This is a genomic window from Exiguobacterium chiriqhucha RW-2 (assembly GCF_000416965.1).
Taxonomy (GTDB): Bacteria; Bacillota; Bacilli; order Exiguobacteriales; family Exiguobacteriaceae; genus Exiguobacterium; species Exiguobacterium chiriqhucha.
The window spans coordinates 1-16,861 of record NZ_ATCL01000021.1; the positions used below are offsets into that span (position 1 = coordinate 1).

The following is a 16,861-nucleotide window of genomic DNA, read 5'->3' on the forward strand; positions in this document are numbered from 1 at the left end:
ACTTGCATGTATTAGGCACGCCGCCAGCGTTCGTCCTGAGCCAGGATCAAACTCTCCAAAGAATTTGATATAGCTCTTTAAAAATGACGAAGCTTGCGCTTCATTCAAAAATTGTAAATCGTTTTTGCCTCATCGTTCAGTTTTCAAAGTTCGTCTGTCGCTCTTGGCGACTTCATTAATTTATCACGTCGTCTATCTCCGCGTCAACAATTTTTTTCACAAATTGTTTTACTGAAATAATCTTTTGCCGTGACAACGTTTATAACTATAATCTCTATTTACCACTTCGTCAATAGAAATATTACAAAAAAATAAAAAAGGTTGAGCCCCCGTCATGAGGCCCAACGCTTCAATCTTTCGCTAGCGGCACATAGCCCGTCCGCTCCACCAATGTCTGCCCTTCTTCAGATGTCATCCAATCTAAAAACGGCTTATGCGTTTCATAGTTCTCTTCTGTCGTGATGGCATAAAATTCAGAAGTGATCGGATACGTCCCGTCAGCGATGGTTTCGACCGTTGGAGCGATTCCATTCACTTGAAGTAATTTAATGTCGTGATCTTCGACCATCTCGGTCGCATAGAAGCGGAAAGAGAACCCAATCGCATTTTTATGATTAGTGTATGCGGCCGTCTGTTCGATAATACCGCCCATACCTTCCGGAACATCTTCAACGGGTGCAGCCATCAATTTACGATCACCCATCACCCGCTGCAAGGCCGTCTGGCTCCCGCTTCCTTCTGGACGTTGGAAGGCTCGAATCGGATCATTCTCGCCTCCGACCTCACTCCAATTATCGATGTCTCCGGCATACAATTGTTGAATCTCGTCTAATTTAAGCGAGTCAACTGGATTGTCTTCATGTACAAAGAAGACAAACGCTTCGCGCCCGATCGGTGTCATGTTGAACTCCACACCAGCCTTCTTAGCCGCGGCCACTTGAAGATCTGATGGTCCGGCGACAAAGATGATGTCCGTCTTCCCTTGAATCAACCGATCATACGCTTCTCCCGTCGTCGTTGAGACGACAGGACTCTCCTCCGTACTATACGGATTATATTCGTCAGAAGGATAAACCGCTTCGACAAAAGACGCATACAGTGGATAGAGTGCCGTAGCACCATCGAGGCGTGGGAGATTTGAATCGATTTTAAACGAAGATGGCGCATCGAGCTTAGCTAAATCGGATTCCTCTTTAAACGGTTGATAGTCAAACAACTCAACACCGCGTTCTTCAATCCGCAAACCTTCTGTATACACGTAGTACCCTTTCACTGAACCGAAGAACACGACTCCAATCACGGTTCCAATCAATCCGACTCGTTTGAGTTGCCCCTTCGTTAACGACGAGAAGTCATATAGCGCCATAATGAGAATTAATAAAGCGGCAACGTACCAAATTGTCCAAAGGATCGGGCGTCCTCCTGCAATCGGATTGCCCATCGTAAAGAGTGCTGTAAAGACCGATATGACTGCGGTCACAAGCACAATCAACACACTACCGAATATAAACTTGACGATTTTCATCTGATTCAACTACTCCATTCGCTTATATATAGTTAGGCGATCTCATAGGCGATGGCTTCCACCCCAACACCTTTTGTCGGTCGCGCGACCGAACGGACGTATCCTTTGCGGACAAGGAACCCGACGATGCTACCTAGGTCGACTTTCAATGCTTGCAAGTTCGGGTGTTCCATTAATTCCGAAAACGGCCACGGTTCGTCGCGTTGTTGCATCGTTTGCAGTAGCAGAAGCGTGCCCGGCAACACTTTTGATTGAATCAAATGTTCCATTCCGATAATCACCAAGTGAATCCGTTGTTCAAGCGACTCATGTCCGCTCACGAGTTCCTCGTGGAGTTTATATATTTCTAAATCGAGTGTGCGTACTTGTTTCCATAATACGATTTCAGGATGAATCCCGGCCTCTAAGACCGATAATCTGGCCAAATGAGTCAAGGCATGATGAATTTGGGTGAAGGCGTCTTGGTGTTCCTCTTGCAAAAATAAGCTTCGGCCGTCTTCAAAGCGTCGCAGCAATTTCGCAAAAGCAAGCGATAGTTGCAGACGTTGCTCATCGTTTGAGAAATTACGAAGACGTTGTCGCAAGTCTAATAAAAACGTATTTCGTTCAAACAACACCATTCCATCTTCAATCCAGTGGATGGCCCGGCGATTCTCGTTCATCAAAATCCAGCGGTCCATCATCGAATCACTCACCAAATGGAGAATGATTTTTTCTTGTCCGACCTGATAGTGTTTCACTGTCCAGAACGGTTCTTCTTTGGCTTCAATCACAATCAACAACCGGTCCGATTGGTCGGTCAACGGATCGCGTGGTCGTTTCTTCTTCACTTCGATGATGCCAAGCGTCGTCTTCAAGGCTGCATATTCCGAATAGATCGTGCGTGTGGCATACTCCATAGTCACCTTGATACCTTCTTTCTATATGATGAACTTCAAACGTCCACCCAATAATCTGATACGAAAATGATTCGCCTTCTTTTAAAATTCTCCTGCCAGCGATTGTATGAACTTCTCACGATCGAGCAGATGAGCTATAGTAAAGACAGACATGGAGGGATTACGAAATGAAAAAACGGGGGAATAAAATCAACCGCGCTCGAAACCTTGCGTTGTTGCTCGTCTTTGCGGGAATCGGGGTCATGTATCTCGGCCTGTTGGCGAAAAGCATCACATGGCTGATGATTATTTTCATGTTGCTCGGCTTCGTGATGGTGTTATCGAGTTCAGCGCTCTACTTTATTATTGGGATGGCATCCACGAAAGCCATCGTCGTCACTTGCCCGAATTGTGAGAAACAGACAAAGATGCTCGGTCGGGTCGACTTATGTATGCATTGCGACGAACCGCTCACGATCGACCAATCGCTCGAAGGTAAAGAGTTCGACGAAAAATATAACAAACGCCAATCACATTCACACGAATAAAAAAACATCCTCAGGCAGAGGATGTTTTTTTAATGTTTATGCGCTTGTTCAGCTTGGCACGCCGGGCATGTCCCGTATACTTCGAGACGATGGCGGTCGACTTTGAACCCAGTCAATTGAGATGCGACCGATTCGATTTCATCGAGGACCGGGTAGTTGAAGTCAACGACTTTCCCACACGCATCACAGATGATGTGGTAGTGACGCGACGTCACGAAATCAAACCGGCTCGATGCGTCTCCGTAATTCATCTCTTGGACGAGACCGACTTCTTTAAAGACGCGCAAGTTGTTATAGACGGTAGCGACACTCATGTTCGGAAATCTCGCCGAAAGTGCCTTATAAATGTCATCCGCTGTCGGGTGACTGTGCTCCGTGACGAGGTACTCCAAAATGGCCTGGCGCTGAGGCGTCATTCTGACTCCATGTTCTCGGAGCGACTGAACAGCATGGTCAAGCATTTCGCTTCCCACGTCAATCCCTCATTTCTTCTATAGAATTCATTCGAAGTGTTAGTAGTAATTAACCTATTTCTTACATAGTAATCTTTATAAATAGTGTACTGATTTCTGGAACGGTCGTCAAACGTTGAGCTTAAGCGGTTGACGGCTGTGATACAATAAGTGCGAATTTGTAAAAGGAGGCAATACATATGGCAACATCATCTACACGCAACAATTCAGACGTTTTGTATACCGACGCCTTGACGCATATCGTCGGCGGGGTCAACAGCCCTTCCCGCTCATTCAAGGCAGTCGGCGGAGGTGCACCCGTCTATATGGAACGAGGAGACGGCGCCTATTTCTATGACGTCGACGGCAATCGTTATATCGACTATTTGGCGGCGTACGGTCCGATTATCACGGGCCACGCCCATCCGCATATCCATAAAGCGTTAATCGCGGCTTCGTCTAAAGGACTCCTTTACGGGACACCGCATGCGCTTGAAGTCGAGTTCGCGAAAAAACTAAAGGCGGCCATCCCGTCAATGGACAAGGTCCGTTTCACCAACTCGGGGACCGAGGCGGTCATGACGACCGTACGTGTCGCCCGTGCTTACACGGGACGCGAACTCGTCGTCAAATTCAGCGGTTGCTATCATGGCCACTCGGACTTGATGCTCATCGCAGCAGGCAGCGGACCAGCCACGCTCGGCTCACCAGATTCGGCCGGCGTCACACGGGCCACGGCGAAAGAAGTCATCACCGTGCCGTTCAATGACGTCGAGGCGTTCCGAGACATGATGCGCGAATGGGGCAGTCAAATCGCCTGTGTCCTCGTCGAACCGATTGTCGGAAACTTCGGCATCGTCGAGCCGAAACCTGGATTCCTCCAGGCCATCAACGACATCACCCATGAACATGGCGCCCTCGTTATTTACGACGAAGTGATCACGGCGTTCCGCTTCACATACGGTAGTGCCCAGCAAGTATATGGCATCGAGCCGGATATGACCGCCCTCGGGAAAATCATCGGCGGAGGCTTGCCGATTGGTGCCTATGGAGGTAAAGCTGAAATTATGGAGACGGTCGCTCCGCTCGGTCCAGCTTATCAGGCCGGAACGATGGCCGGTAACCCGGCATCGATGGCAACAGGGATTGCTTGCCTCGAAGTACTCGAGCAACCGGGTGTGTATGAAAAGCTTGACGCGCTCGGTGCCCAGCTCGAGGCCGGGATTCGTGAAGCCGCTGAAACACACGGCGTGACCATCACATTGAACCGTCTAAAAGGCGCACTTACGGTGTACTTCACGGACGAGGTCGTGACCGACTATGAGGGAGCCGAGAAGTCGGACGCTGAAGTGTTCGGACGCTTCTTTAAATTGATGCTCGAGAACGGTGTCAATTTGGCCCCTTCTAAGTATGAGGCTTGGTTCTTGACGACTGAGCATAGCGAGACAGATATCGAAGAGACGATTGTTGCGGTAAACCGCGCCTTCGCCCAACTATAAGTAAAAGGAGATGCCGCGGCATCTCCTTTTTGATTACACCGAAGGTCGGATCCACAACTGGTCGTAGCGTGGATGTCCGAATATATCGACCGGCACGTCGCCTAGAAAACTCGGGAAGCTCCGCTCCCGCTCGACATGGTATAGCGGAATGACGAGCGCCGCCTCCGTCAGATAGCGTTCCACCTCCCGATGGAGCATCGGCCAAGCGCTCATATCGGTTTGACGGTAGCGGTCCATCATCGTTCGGAGGTCCGTTTCATGTGCGACGAGCTTGCCGACGAGCGACAGTTCACTCGTCAAAAAGGCGAGAAACGCCAAATCCAAGTCTTCGCTCATCATCTCCCCGCATAAAATCAAATCGGCTCGGCGAAGTGTCTCCTCTTGCAGTAAACAACTGAGCGCATACGTCTCCGTCTCGACGGTGAAACCGGCAGCCCGCAACTGTGATGCGACAAGCGCCGCGTCTTCCGTCGCCACGTCGAACGGCAAGTGTAATAGTCGGAGCGGACGCTTAGAACTCTCGCTTGGCTCGGCCAGTGGAATCGGGCGACTCGTTTCCGGGAAGAAGCCGTGGGCCACTTGATGACGTTCTCCCCCCAAATCGACGACCGCTTGTTTATCGATCGCCCGTTGAATCGCTCGTCGCGTCGCCATATCTTCTTTCAGCCAGGAGTGCTGTAAGTTGAACATGAGATAACGAGCCCCGGCCTCGGCAATCCATTTCACGACGCTATGATCGTCCCGGGCGCTCCATTTGGCGTGATCTGCTTCCGAGAACGTGACAAACTCAACCACGTCCAATGACGGACGCGGGCGCAACCCCCGCTCGAACGCCCGTAAACGCACGACGTCGTCGGATTGTTTCTCCAATTTGAAAGGCCCCGTCCCAACAATCCCTTCTGCTCCTTCATACGTAATGGATGCCGGTGTTTGAGCAAGCAAGCGCTCGATGTAGGCCCGATGTGCTTTCGTATAGAGGTCGACCACATACGGTGCGGGCGAGTCGACCCGATCAATCGGTGCGAACAACCAAACTTGTTTGCCGCGAGCCAAGAGTCGGCTCAATGAGTAGACGACGTCTTTGCCCGTTAACGTCATCCCGTTGTGGAAAGTGATCCCTTTACGGATGTAACAGCGAAATCCAAATAGCGTCTCCTCCATATGATGGGCCAGCGACGGTTGAACCGTGGTCCCGTCCCATTCGAACAGGCGGTCGAAGACGTGACGCGATAACGACGCCTCCATTGCGATGTGGATATCAAGCGGATCAAGTGACTCGAGTGTCCGTGTTCTCGGGAAAATAAAACGGTCTTCTTCCGTCTGTTCGAAGCCAAATCGGTTCCAAATCCGCGCTTGGATCAGTTCCCGTAATGCGGTTGGCCAATCCCACTCCAACCTTTTGGCCGCCTGCGCCATCGTAGCCTCAGAAAATGAGGTTACGACCCACGCCTGGAGCGTCTCGTCAAAGTCCGACTGAAAACGAAGCCTCGATTCATGGCCGCGCCCTTTGCCAGCTTGATAGGTCACCCACCCCATCGCCTCCCATGCCTTGATATCGCGCTTAACTTGTTTCTCACTATAGCCGACCACCTCGACGGCTTGCCGGAGTGTCACGTCCATTTTGTCCGCCTGTAACGCATAGCGATAAATTGCCACTAGTTTTGCATTCATGTCATTCCCCCTAAAAGTGGACATGTCCAAATAATTTGTCTCTTTTTACCAAGTGTAGTCCACGTTTAAAGTAGTGACAAGGAGGTGCTCACATGAAATTCAAAGATTTCCCAACTAACGTCCGACTTCGACTCGTCTGTGGATTTTTCATCCGCATCGTCGGCTCGGCCATCTTTCCATTCATGGCTTTATATTTTTCAGAAGAACTCGGCAAAATCGCTGCCGGGATCATCATGACGTCATTCGTCATCGTCGGGTATGTCACCGGCTTGTTCGGTGGGTACTTCTCCGACCGCTTTAATCGCAAGCACGTCTTACAGATTGGCCAACTCGTCCAAATTCTCTGCTTCATCGGAATGACAGTCGCGATTCACCCATCGAACAACTGGGCACTCGCCGTAGCCATCTTGTATTTCGGTCACGCCGTCGCCAACGGCTTGAACTATCCGGCTCTCGAAGCGATTGTGATCGACTCGATGGAACCATCGAATCGAAAAGCGATTTATGTATATGATTATTGGCTCGTCAATTTAGCGATCGCCGGCGGTGTCATGCTCGGCGGTGCGTTCTATCGCGACTATCGGTTTGGTTTATTTATCGGTATGACGCTCGTATTGACCATCACAACGGTCGTCTTGCAACGCTATCTCGTCGATTCACATCAAGGTAACCGGTCGACGCCGGCCAACCCGATCGTCGGCGTGATTCAAAACTATCGGATTGCCTTGAATGACCGACGCTGGATGCTCTTCGTGCTCGGTAGCATGCTCGTCTTCTCGACAGAGTTTCATATGGCAAACTATATCGGCGTTCATTTGGCCGAATCGTTTCAAGAACGTGCGATTATCGGCGTGCCGTTCGACGGTGTCCGGATGATGGCGTTCATGCAGCTCGAGAACACATTGCTCGTCGTCGCCATCACGTTCGCCGTCACCGGCTTTGTGAAACGGTACCGGGAGAAATACGTATTTTTCATCGGCTTGTCACTCTATATCACAGCATATGCGGCCATCACATCGATGAACTCATTTCTGATTCTCGCCGTCTTGGCCATCGTCTTCACGGTCGGGGAGTTGCTATACTCACCAATCCGCCAAGTGAAGCAAGTCGACCTGCTCGACCCAGAGCGTCGCGCTTCGTATCTCGCTTTTGGAGGACTCACATTCCATGGGGCCAAACTCGTGGCCGCGGCCGGCATCGTCGTCGGGGCGTTCATCGGACCTGTGTTCATGAGCGGCTACATCTTCTTGTTCGGGGCGCTCGGGGCGTATCTTTATTACGTCTCGCTCTATAAAATGGAATCGCTGCGCCAGCTTGCCGCATGACGTTTGAACTGACTCCGGAACGGAAACAGGCAAGAGTGAAGGAGGCGAACCAAATGCCAGCCATTGTATTGTTTGATGGAGACTGTAATTTTTGCGACGCCAGCGTCCAATTCATCCTGAATCGGGACACAACAGGGAATTTCCACTTTGCCTCGCTTCAAGGCGACGCTGGGAAAGCGTTACGCGAACGTCACCGCATCAGCGACTCGGTTGACAGCATCGTCTTGATTCGTGACGGCGTGCCTTATATCAAATCCGACGCGGCCATCCGGATTGCAGAAGGATTGGATGGGATGTGGCGATGGCTCCGGTTCGTGAAAATCGTCCCAAAACCGATTCGCGACTTCGGCTATGATGTCATCGCCAAGCATCGTTACGAATGGTTCGGACAAAAACAGACGTGTAAACTGCCGACACCGGAAGAACGAAGCCGGTTTCTCGATCAACAACCAAAACCGCCGACTCGATGAGTCGACGGTTTTTTTAGTCCATACACGTCAAGTACGTCCAATGGCACTCCGGCATCGGATTGCCCATGAAACTGACACCGAGGTCATCGGCCCGGTGAATCGTCGTCCACGGGGCATCCCCGACTTGAAGATACACTTCATGGTGCGGCGATTGCGTATGACTACCGGACAGTTTGAACGTGGCAGTGTCCTTCAATTGTGCGACAATCGTGTACTTGATGTCCGGCGCGATGACGAGCGGATTGCCGACCGAATGGTGCAAGCGGTATGCGGTCCGCCCCCGGTCAATATCGATATCGTCAAGATACACTTGATCGACCGAAGCGACATCTTCTCCTGTCAGTTGATGACGGGCGTTGTATCCGCGCGTCACTCCGGCATCTTTTTTGATAGAGACGATCGGAATGTCGTGCATCCCTTCGACTTTCACTTCCGTCCGCGTCCGATAGTCGTTCGCATGAACGTTGTATGGTCGTCCATCCCCTTCAAAATAAGGGTGAGGCGACAATAAGTTCGGATTTTTAATCATCGGCGGACGAATGAACGTCTGGACGCGAAGCTGAATCTGATTGACCGTCTCCAAATCAGGACGGAGCGGACTGACGAGAAAATACATGACGAACAGTTCTTTGTCGCGCCGCGTGTCCGTCTTCAATTCTTTGGCGAGTGACATTGCTTTGCCGACAGCGTGAATGAGACGCGTCCCCGGTTTCGCGTCTCGCTTCACCGGGCGGAGCGCCCGAACTTCATACATCGTCGGTTCGTGTAGCGGTGTGTCGTCCAAATAGGCGTTCCCGACGACCTCGGCGATTCGTCGTCCTTGTCGATAGATCGCATACGTCTCGACGTCAGGAATCGGATCCCATTGGAGATGGGTACCGGTCGACGCGACGACGGCCGATGTGAGATGTCGATTCCAATACAAATCATCGCTCGGGTCGACGGCGGCCGTATACACTTTCGCCACTTCCCCTTGCTCATCCGTGAGACGATAGGCGACTTGCTCTCCGACGGCCGTCTCATGGTCGACATAGTGCTGGTCGGTCCCTTCATACACATACTTCCCGTTCCGCGTAAGCCGGACCTTCCCCTCCACTGACCACGTCAGCTCGAGCGCGTCCTTAAGCGGTTTTACTGTGATTAAACCTTCCCCGTTCATCATTGGACTCTCCCCCTTTTGGCATGTCGTTTCTTCATTCCCGTCTCACTGTCACGGAAAACAAAAAAAGGCCCCGAGTCTCCTCGAGGCCGCGTCTCATTCGACGACTGCCAAATCTTGAATCATATACAAATCGTAATAGGCTCCGCGGCGACGCATCAGTTCTTCATGCGTCCCGGTCTCCATAATTTGTCCGTTATCGACGACGACAATCTTATCGGCATCGGTGATGGTCGACAATCGGTGCGCGACGATGAGCGTCGTTCTCCCTTTCGTCAAACGCGCGAGCGAATCCTGAATCATCGCCTCACTCTCAAGGTCGAGCGCACTCGTCGCTTCGTCGAGAATAATGATTGGCGGATGTTTCAAGAAGACACGGGCGATGGCAAGCCGTTGTTTCTGACCGCCTGACAGTTTGACACCTTTTTCCCCGACCGGCGTATTGTAGCCATCCTGCAAGTTCGAGATGAACTCATGTGCGTTCGCTGCTTTCGCGGCGGCGATCACATCTTCGTCACTCGCTTCCGGATTCCCCATCCGGATGTTCATCGCGACCGATTCACTGAACAGAACCGAATCTTGCATGACCATCCCGATTTGATCGCGCAGAGCCCGCAATTTGAAATCACGGACATCGGTGCCATCGATTTTGATGCTGCCCGACGTGACGTCATAAAACCGTGGAATCAAGCTGACGAGCGTCGACTTTCCGCCACCGGACATGCCAACGAACGCAACCCGCTCTCCAGAGCGAATATGCAGGTTGACGTCACGGAGGGCGCGGGTACCGTCTTTCTCGTACGCAAAGCTGACCTGATCGAGTTCGATGTCGCCTGCCGTTTTCACGGGAACGAACGCACTCGATTTTTCTTCGATGTCATACGGCTCATCGAGGAACTCGAAGACCCGGTCCATCGAAGCGACCGACTGCGTGAGCGTCGTCGCCGAGTTGACGAGACGGCCGAGCGGTGCGTAGAGACGATCGATATACGCGATGAAGGCGACGAGTGTCCCTAGCGAGACGTCCCTTTGCAGGACGAGCCAAGAAGCCGATGTGAAGATTAAGATCGGGGCGATGTCCGTGATCGTCGAGACGACGACGTACGTCTTCGCGTTCCACCCCGTATGACGGAGCGCGGCCTTCAAGAAGCCACCGTTCTGTTCTTCGAACGCCTTGTTCTCATACGGTTCGAGGGCGAAGCTGCGGATGACGGCCATCCCGTTGACGCGTTCGGTCAAATGACCTTGAAGGTCCGCAAGGGCGGCCGAGCGTTCCCGCGTAAGCCGGCGCAATCTTCCGTAGAAGTAGCGGACGGCGATGGCGTAGAACGGGAGCGGCAAGATGGCGATGAGCGTCAATTGCGGGTCAATCGTGTACATGATGGCGATCGCGATTAAAATCGTGACCATATCGAGCCAAATGTTCATCAAACCGGTGATGACGAAGTCTTTCGTCTGTTCGACATCGTTGATGATGCGCGAGATAATCTGTCCCGTCTTATTGTTCGAATAATAGCGGAGCGATAGTTTTTGGACGTGGTCGAACAATCGGTTCCGGACGTCGAACAAAATCCGCGTCGCTGCCCATTGCGCCAAATATTGGCGCAAGTATTCAATCGGCGGCTTCAAGACGAGGAAGACGAAGAAGACGATGCTGAACAGCCAGACGAGCTCGGTATAATCCCTCGCCGGTTCCGGGTCTGTCAAATAGTTATCGATGACATATCTATAAAGGAGCGGCAACCCGAGCGGGATGGAAAATTTCAAAATCCCGACGAAAATGGTCAGCGCGATTTGTTTCTTATACGGTTTAACGAACTGTAAATAACGTTTAATACTACCCATTAGTTCCTCCTTCAAGAAAAAAAGCGGAGATGAGCGATCATCTCCGGTAACGTGCTTCGTATTCGCGATACCATTCATCGACGAATGTTGGGTTGAACGGCCCTTTCCGTCCTCGAATCCAGTTAATAAGTTCTTGAACGTTCTGTTTCAAGATTCGATCAATCGCTTTCGGATAATTCATCTCGCGACGATGCCGCTCATATTCATCCTCATCTAAAATCGTGTACGACATATCCGGGAACACCTTGATGTCCAAATCGTAATCGATGTACTTGATGGCACGTTCTGCCCCATCGAACGTTGTCGGCGAACCTAGATTACAGTAGTAGTAAATCCCATCTTCGCGAATCATGCAGATGACATTGAACCAAAACTCAGATGAAAAGTAGCAAATTGCCGGCTCACGTGTTCTCCATTGCCGGCCGTCTGACTCACTGACCATGATGCGGTCATTGAATCCGATCATATCCGTTTTTGACGACTGAAGGACGAGCGTTTCTTCCCAAACGCGATGCAAAGTTCCGTTGTGCTTGTAGCTCTGTATCTCGATCTTGCTACCTGCTTTGGGAAATAAGCTCATAAGCTCCTCCTTTCCGCTATGATGCTATACAATTCTCATATTTAATTATAGCGACTTTCAGAACCAATGAAAAAGGAAATCTCTTATTTTCACGAATTTAGTGTTTTTTGGAATGCCTCGGCTCGCGCTTTGAACATCGGCCGGAGCACGAAGTACTCGACGAGGACAGTCGGCACGTAACTGTCGAACGTGACCTCATCGACCATAACGGCTTGCCCGTCCACTTGTTCGACGCGGTGGACGTGACTGAAACGACGGAAAGGAAACGGCAACTTTACGCCTTGATCACAAAAGGCACGGTCTCCAGCCAATGTGATGACGCTATTCCAAGGCAAAGAGACCGGCCCAACCCCGATACGGAGCTGAACGACGTTCCCCTCGACCGAAGCCCCATCTCCAACGAGAGTCACTTTCGGGAAGGACGTCAGTTTTGATAAGAGCGAAGCGTCTTGAAGCAACGTCCATAATGTGTCCACAGACGTGTCGAATGGTGTTCGTACGTCAAACTGTCTCATCTTTCGCACCTGCCATCTGCTCTAATTTTTGTTGGGCGACCGATACCGTCACCACGTCGCGTGCCTCTTCGTCGAGCCAAGCCCACTCGCCGTCCGGTAGCGTCTCGACCTCGTATAGGTCGATGTACCAGACGATATGGGAAAACACATGTTTCACTTGTCCAATATAGGTTCCGTTTAACTGTTCCCCCGTTCCGCGGTCTGTAAGCGGATATTGCCACATTCCAGCGAGAAGACCGGCATCCGGGCGCTTCACGTATGCGGTCCGGCCGTCCTGGCGACAGTAGAGCGCATCATACATCTCAATCCGAGCCGCCCCTTTTTTCGTCTTGACCGGGAGTTCATCTTGAACGTTATGGGTATAACCATAACAATCGTCTTGAACGGGACAGAGCGAACACATCGGGTTTTTCGGCGTACATACCGTCGCCCCGAGCTCCATGATGCCTTCGTTAAAGTCTGAGGCATGCGCCGGGTCCATGAGTCGGCGCACGACTTGCTCGAACAGTTTTCGCGTTTTCGGGACGGCGATGTCGTCATAAATCCCGAATTGACGGGACATGACGCGCATGACGTTGCCATCGACGGCCGGTTCCGGCTGATTGTAGGCAATCGATAACACCGCCCCAGTCGTATACGGTCCGACACCTTTCAGTTTTTCGAACCGTTCTTTTTCCTCGGGGACAATCCCGTCGTACACGGCAACGACTTCTCGGACGGCTTGATGAAGGTTTCGAACCCGTGAGTAATAACCGAGTCCTTCCCAATATTTGACGACCTCATCGGGTTCGGCCGCTGCCAATGCCTCAATCGTCGGGAACCGCTCCATGAAACGGTTATAGTATGGGATAACGGTATCGACGCGCGTCTGTTGGAGCATGACTTCGCTCACCCAGACCCGATATGGATTTTTTCCGTGACGCCATGGCAAATCACGCTTTTCGCGATTGAACCACGTCACTAAATTTGTGTTGAATTCTTGAATATTATAATTTGTGAACAATTTATCAACATCGAGCATTTTGTTTCCCCTCGTTTTAAAAATATTGTATGATGTAGTGGATTAAAATATGCGGTTTTTCTACTTTTATGGAGGTGCTGAAGCACATTGGATACTGCTACTCACATTGGGATGGGACTAGGTTTAAGTGCAATCGCGACACTCAGCCCGGAGGTGTCAGGCGACGCACAAATGTTTCTAGCCATGACAGCGACGGCGCTCGTCGGCTCACATGCTCCGGACTTTGACACGGTCTTCAAACTAAAAGGAAATAGCACGTATTTACGCCAGCACCGCGGTCGTTCACACGGAATAACCGCACTACTCGCCTGGCCGATCATCGTCAGCGCCGTCATCGGACTCGCGCTTGGCGTCAACCCCGCTTCATTATGGGTCATGGCACAAATCGCCGTGTTGTTACACGTTACGGTCGACTTGTTCAACGCCTACGGGACGCAGGCCCTCCAACCGTTTTCGAAAAAATGGATTGGCTGGGGCGTCATCGGGACGTTTGATCCGTATTTGTTCTCTGCCTATTATGGGGCATATGTATTATGGCTTATCACAGGGGCGACTGTCCCGATTTTTGCACTGCTCATTGCGCTCGTCATCAGCTATTACGCGATTCAATTCAAGTTGCGTAACCGCGCCCTCGCCACGGTCGCCCGTCACTTCGCTGGTGCACACGAACTGTTCATCTCGCCAGGTATCGGTTGGGATGACTGGCATGTCGCCGTTCGATTCCGCAACGGTTTAGGTGCCGTCAAAGTGAAAAAGGGAACGGTCATCGAATGCGGTCGTTTCCGTGACAAGCCGATGCCAGGTGAAGATGACTTTCACTTCGTGGAAGCCCGTAAAAATGCGGATCTTCAATCGTTCCTCGAATTCTCGAAGATTCACACGTATACGGTCACGCGTCACAACGGTATGATCGAGTATCGCTTCACGAACTTGCGCTATTTCGCGAAAGATATTTATCCGTTCGTCGCCGTCGTCATCGTCGACGAAGAATCGAATGAAGTGTTGTCTTCATTCACAGGCTGGGTGTTCAGTGAAGAGAGCTTGCAAAAGAAATTGGCCTACGAACAGTAAAAAGTCGCTCACAGGAGCGACTTTTTTTATGCCTCTGACTCAGTGAACTGGAGCTCAAAGTCAAATTTGACTTTTTTATCGACGAGAACGCCACCCGCTTCGAGAGCCTGGTTCCACGTCAATCCGTAATCTTCTCGGTTGATTGACCCGTCCCCGGTAAAAGCGTGTTTCATATTGCCCCACGGATCTTTCGCGCTTCCCTCGTACTCGACTTCGAACGTCTCTTCCCGGGTCGTCCCGCGAATCGTTAAATTCCCGGTCAATTCGAATTCACCGCCACCCTTTGAGCGGAACGATGTCGATTCGAACACGATGTCCTCATGTTGCTCCACATCGAAGAAGTCTCCAGACCGCAAATGGTTGTCGCGGTCACTGTTATTCGTATCGATCGATGCCGCCTTGATCGTCACCTTCACGCTCGCGTTCGCGAGATCGTCCGGTTGTCCGTTCGCCTCGACGTGAAAATCTTTGAACTCCCCTTTTACTTTCGAAATCATCATATGCTTGACCGTAAATGTAATCGAACTGTGTGCCGGGTCGACTTGATATGTTTTTGCCATGAATCTATCCACTCCTTCGATTTGGAATTGATACTAATATGATGTTTACCACAAATCTTGACTTCAAAACATTTCCGTTCAAATGTGACAAATTATTGTCGAAAAATTTTGACTTTTATCACGCCGACCCGTTACGATGAAAAAAGGGAGCTGTTGACTTACAGTAAAATGTAAGCGCATACATAGAATCCCTATACTTTACGGAAAAGGGAGGAACGACCATGATTTATGAAGTCCCAAACTCGACAGGCACGAAAGTTCACTTTAAAGACCGCTATGAGAATTACATCAACGGAAAGTGGACCGCGCCTGCAGGGGGAGAATATTTTGAGAACACCTCTCCGGTAAATGGTAAAGTTTTATGCGAAGTCGCCCGCTCAACGAAAGAAGATATCGAGCTCGCCTTGGATTCGGCCCATGCCGCCAAAGACGCCTGGGGCAAAACGTCGGTCACTGAACGCTCTGTCATTTTAAATAAAATCGCCGATCGTATGGAAGCGAACCTCGAAATGCTCGCATACGCCGAGACGTGGGAAAACGGGAAAGCCGTCCGCGAGACGCTCAATGCCGATTTACCGCTCGCTATCGATCACTTCCGCTATTTTGCGGGCGTCATCCGGTCACAGGAAGGCGGCATCAGTGAACTCGACAACGACACGGTCGCTTATCATTTCAATGAACCGCTCGGTGTCGTCGCCCAAATCATCCCATGGAACTTCCCGATTTTAATGGCGGTCTGGAAAGTCGCGCCGGCTCTCGCTGCCGGAAACTGTATCGTATTGAAACCAGCCGAACAGACGCCGGCTTCGATCATGGTGCTCATGGAATTGATTGAAGACCTACTCCCGCCAGGCGTGTTGAATATCGTCAACGGGTTCGGACTCGAGGCCGGCAAACCGCTCGCGTCGAGCGACCGCGTCGACAAAGTCGCCTTCACGGGTGAGACGACGACAGGTCGACTCATCATGCAGTACGCCTCACAAAACATCATCCCGGTCACGCTCGAACTCGGTGGGAAGTCACCGAACATCTTCTTCGCGGACATCATGGATGCGGATGATGATTTCTTTGACAAGTCGATCGAAGGGCTGGTCATGTTCGCTTTGAACCAAGGCGAGGTATGTACGTGCCCATCACGCGCGCTCATTCACGAGTCGATTTATGAGCCGTTCATGGAACGGGTGCTCGAACGGGTCAAAGCCATCAAGCTCGGCAATCCGCTCGACCCTGACGTCATGATGGGTGCCCAAGCTTCGAATGAGCAGATGGAAAAGATCTTGTCGTATTTGGAGATCGGAAAGTCGGAGGGCGCGGAGTGCCTCATCGGCGGCGAACGCAACATGATGGACGGCGAACTCGCCGACGGCTATTATGTGCAGCCGACCATCTTCAAAGGCCATAACAAGATGCGCATCTTCCAAGAAGAGATCTTCGGACCGGTCTTATCGGTGACAACGTTCAAAGACGACGCCGAGGCGCTCGCCATCGCGAACGACACGTTATACGGACTCGGTGCCGGCGTCTGGACGCGTGACATGAACCGCGCCTACCGGTTCGGTCGCGAGATTCAAGCAGGTCGCGTCTGGATCAACTGCTATCACCAATATCCGGCCCATGCCGCGTTCGGCGGATACAAGATGTCTGGGATTGGCCGCGAGAACCATAAGATGATGCTCAACCATTATCAACGGACGAAAAACATGCTCGTCAGCTATAGCGAACAAAAACTCGGGTTCTTCTGA

General features: G+C 51.2%; 16 protein-coding genes and 1 rRNA gene. 6 read left to right on the plus strand and 11 right to left on the minus strand.

Annotated features, from left to right (window positions below):
• The 3 genes from M467_RS29030 to M467_RS29040 form a co-directional block, all read right to left on the minus strand.
• Positions 1-62, minus strand: a 16S ribosomal RNA gene (locus M467_RS29030); the annotation flags it as partial.
• Positions 63-349: 287 nt separating this feature from the next.
• A complete protein-coding gene (locus tag M467_RS29035; protein ID WP_021067731.1) occupies positions 350-1,525 on the minus strand; it encodes a PstS family phosphate ABC transporter substrate-binding protein in 1,176 nt (391 codons plus the stop codon).
• A 32-nt stretch (positions 1,526-1,557) separates the two neighbouring features.
• Complete coding sequence (locus M467_RS29040) at positions 1,558-2,424, minus strand: nucleotidyltransferase-like protein (RefSeq protein ID WP_021067732.1); 867 nt, start codon at positions 2,422-2,424, stop codon at positions 1,558-1,560.
• A gap of 167 nt (positions 2,425-2,591) precedes the next feature.
• Between M467_RS29040 and M467_RS29045 the strand changes: the two genes are divergently transcribed.
• On the plus strand, positions 2,592-2,951 hold the full coding sequence (locus M467_RS29045) for a YgzB family protein (protein WP_021067733.1): 360 nt from the start codon (positions 2,592-2,594) through the stop codon (positions 2,949-2,951).
• Positions 2,952-2,980: 29 nt separating this feature from the next.
• Here M467_RS29045 and perR read toward each other — a convergent pair whose 3' ends face one another.
• Positions 2,981-3,412 (minus strand): peroxide-responsive transcriptional repressor PerR, encoded by a 432-nt coding sequence (gene perR, locus M467_RS29050; RefSeq protein WP_029596002.1) that lies wholly within the window; start codon positions 3,410-3,412, stop codon positions 2,981-2,983.
• 191 nt (positions 3,413-3,603) lie between these two features.
• Between perR and M467_RS29055 the strand changes: the two genes are divergently transcribed.
• Complete coding sequence (locus M467_RS29055) at positions 3,604-4,902, plus strand: glutamate-1-semialdehyde 2,1-aminomutase (RefSeq protein WP_021067735.1); 1,299 nt, start codon at positions 3,604-3,606, stop codon at positions 4,900-4,902.
• 33 nt (positions 4,903-4,935) lie between these two features.
• Here the strand turns inward: M467_RS29055 and M467_RS29060 are convergent, their stop codons facing one another.
• The gene (locus M467_RS29060) at positions 4,936-6,573 is read right to left on the minus strand and encodes an ABC transporter substrate-binding protein (RefSeq protein ID WP_021067736.1); all 1,638 of its coding nucleotides are present in this window, start codon (positions 6,571-6,573) and stop codon (positions 4,936-4,938) included.
• A 92-nt stretch (positions 6,574-6,665) separates the two neighbouring features.
• Here M467_RS29060 and M467_RS29065 point away from each other — a divergent pair, with 92 nt between their 5' ends.
• Positions 6,666-7,898, plus strand: coding sequence for an MFS transporter (locus tag M467_RS29065; protein ID WP_021067737.1), 1,233 nt, complete (start codon positions 6,666-6,668; stop codon positions 7,896-7,898).
• A 53-nt stretch (positions 7,899-7,951) separates the two neighbouring features.
• Positions 7,952-8,368: a thiol-disulfide oxidoreductase DCC family protein gene (locus M467_RS29070; protein ID WP_021067738.1), complete on the plus strand. Its 417-nt coding sequence runs from the start codon at positions 7,952-7,954 to the stop codon at positions 8,366-8,368.
• Between the two features lie 13 nt (positions 8,369-8,381).
• Here the strand turns inward: M467_RS29070 and M467_RS29075 are convergent, their stop codons facing one another.
• The 5 genes from M467_RS29075 to mutY all read right to left on the minus strand — a co-directional run bounded on the left by M467_RS29075 (position 8,382) and on the right by mutY (position 13,488).
• Positions 8,382-9,530: a DUF3238 domain-containing protein gene (locus tag M467_RS29075; protein WP_021067739.1), complete on the minus strand. Its 1,149-nt coding sequence runs from the start codon at positions 9,528-9,530 to the stop codon at positions 8,382-8,384.
• A gap of 93 nt (positions 9,531-9,623) precedes the next feature.
• The gene (locus tag M467_RS29080; protein WP_021067740.1) at positions 9,624-11,372 is read right to left on the minus strand and encodes an ABC transporter ATP-binding protein; all 1,749 of its coding nucleotides are present in this window, start codon (positions 11,370-11,372) and stop codon (positions 9,624-9,626) included.
• Positions 11,373-11,409: 37 nt separating this feature from the next.
• A complete protein-coding gene (ntdP, locus tag M467_RS29085) occupies positions 11,410-11,952 on the minus strand; it encodes a nucleoside tri-diphosphate phosphatase (protein ID WP_021067741.1) in 543 nt (180 codons plus the stop codon).
• Between the two features lie 89 nt (positions 11,953-12,041).
• The gene (locus M467_RS29090) at positions 12,042-12,467 is read right to left on the minus strand and encodes an SRPBCC family protein (RefSeq protein ID WP_021067742.1); all 426 of its coding nucleotides are present in this window, start codon (positions 12,465-12,467) and stop codon (positions 12,042-12,044) included.
• A complete protein-coding gene (gene mutY / locus M467_RS29095) occupies positions 12,454-13,488 on the minus strand; it encodes an A/G-specific adenine glycosylase (RefSeq protein WP_021067743.1) in 1,035 nt (344 codons plus the stop codon). The genes M467_RS29090 and mutY overlap by 14 nt, the downstream gene beginning before the upstream one ends.
• 87 nt (positions 13,489-13,575) lie before the next feature.
• Here mutY and M467_RS29100 point away from each other — a divergent pair, with 87 nt between their 5' ends.
• A complete protein-coding gene (locus tag M467_RS29100; protein WP_031200356.1) occupies positions 13,576-14,559 on the plus strand; it encodes a metal-dependent hydrolase in 984 nt (327 codons plus the stop codon).
• 26 nt (positions 14,560-14,585) lie between these two features.
• On the opposite strand, the gene M467_RS29105 is transcribed toward M467_RS29100, so the two are convergent.
• Positions 14,586-15,119 (minus strand): YceI family protein, encoded by a 534-nt coding sequence (locus tag M467_RS29105; RefSeq protein WP_021067745.1) that lies wholly within the window; start codon positions 15,117-15,119, stop codon positions 14,586-14,588.
• A gap of 221 nt (positions 15,120-15,340) precedes the next feature.
• Between M467_RS29105 and exaC the strand changes: the two genes are divergently transcribed.
• The gene (exaC, locus tag M467_RS29110) at positions 15,341-16,861 is read left to right on the plus strand and encodes an acetaldehyde dehydrogenase ExaC (RefSeq protein ID WP_021067746.1); all 1,521 of its coding nucleotides are present in this window, start codon (positions 15,341-15,343) and stop codon (positions 16,859-16,861) included.